Source organism: bacterium (assembly GCA_016873475.1).
Lineage (GTDB): Bacteria > Krumholzibacteriota > Krumholzibacteriia > JACNKJ01 > JACNKJ01 > VGXI01.
On sequence record VGXI01000420.1, the window covers coordinates 1 to 1,542 of the forward strand.

Here is a 1,542-nt window from a genome sequence, read left to right on the forward strand (position 1 = left end):
TTTTGCGAGCGTGGAAACAAGACGCTTGCGTCGAAGCTGCATGGTTTCCTCCTTGGGCTCCTGAGTGTGCCGCCTGCCGACAGGCGGTAGCGCGCGCCTACTGCGCGAAGGACCGAACCTTTTCGCGAAGTGCGGCGACGACGCCGGGCTTCGCCTGGAGATCGGGATTGGCAATCATCTGAGGGCTCTTGCCGATCGCCGCGCCGCCGTAGAGGATCGCCTTCTCGATCTGCTCGTCCGTGACCGTCTTCTGCCACTGGCGATCGGAGTAGTCGCGGGGCTTCGGGTTGAGTCCGGCCGCGGCAGGTCCGTCGCCGTGGCCGCTCGTGCCGTGACATGCCGCGCAGCGAGTGGTGAAGAGGGTCTCCGCCTCGGCGCGATCCGCCGCCGTGATCGCAACGCTGGGCCTCCCGGCAGCGCTGCCCTGGCCGGCCTCGCCGCCTCCGCCCTGGCCGCAACCGGCGAGAAGCAGCAGGAAGAGGACAGGCAGGCCCGCCACGAGACCCGATATCGACGCTAACTTCATTAGAATCCTCCATTTAGGCTCCTAGAGCCGGAGCGGCAAAGGCGCCGAACCGAGCGCGGCGCGCCGGGGCCGCCGGCGAATCCCCCCGCCTGCGCTCCCCTCAAGGCCTCAGCGCATGACTGTATGTGTTGAGTGAGTGCTTGTCAACGGGGAAAGGGGCTGCCCGGCAAGATGGGAGGAGCCCGGCCCCCACCGCAGGCCGCGTCAGCGGCGCACGGCGGGGGCGGGGCGGGGCCGGCGGGCGGCTAGCCCGTCATGATGATCAGGTGCTTCACCGCGCGGAAGGCCTGCGGGTCGGTGATCCGCAGCTCGATCTGCTCACCGACCAGCTCGAGCGTGTAGCTCGCCGTCGGCTGGTCGCTGATCACCTTCACTTCATCGTCGGGGATCAGGATCGTCGTCTCCTGGTCCGTGTCCATCGGCGTGAAGAGCGCGGGATCGATGCTGCCCGAGGGGCGCAGCGTCTTGCCGAGACCGAGGATGCCGCCCGTCGCGACGATGGTCCCCGAGTCCTTCAACTCGTCCTTGGTGCCGATCGTGTAGTAGATCGTGCCGAGGGCGCGGCGCGACTCCTCGAGGCGGGCCACCTGGGTCTGAATCGTCACCTCGCGCGCCTGGATCGTCTGATCGCGCTCGGCCACCTTGCCGTGCAGGCCGGCAACTTCGGTCTGCAGCTCGTCGACGCGCTGGTTCAGGGCGACGATCAGCGTCTCCTTCTCGGCGACCGTGGCGCGCAGGTTCTTGATCATCTTCTCGAGGCCGGCGATCTTGACGCCGCTCTCCTTGACCTGCGCCTCCAGCGCGGCAATGCGATTGCGGGCGCGCTCGATGCCGGCCTTGATCTCGGCGATGCGGGCGCGCGCGGCGTCGCCGCGGTCCTGCGAGAGGCTGGTCTCGGCGTCGAGCTGCGTCTTGAGCGCCGCAGCGCCCTCCTCGCCGAGAACGATGGTGTTGAGGCTGTCCTGGATCGACGCGATCTCGTTGATCGCCGTGCTGTAGCGATCGCGGGCGGCCTG

1 protein-coding gene is annotated in these 1,542 nt (G+C 68.4%); it reads right to left on the reverse strand.

From position 1 onward, the window contains the following. Window positions 1-97 precede the first annotated feature (97 nt). Window positions 98-526: a cytochrome c gene (locus tag FJ251_16315; GenBank protein MBM4119264.1), complete on the reverse strand. Its 429-nt coding sequence runs from the start codon at window positions 524-526 to the stop codon at window positions 98-100. Window positions 527-1,542: the final 1,016 nt, after the last annotated feature.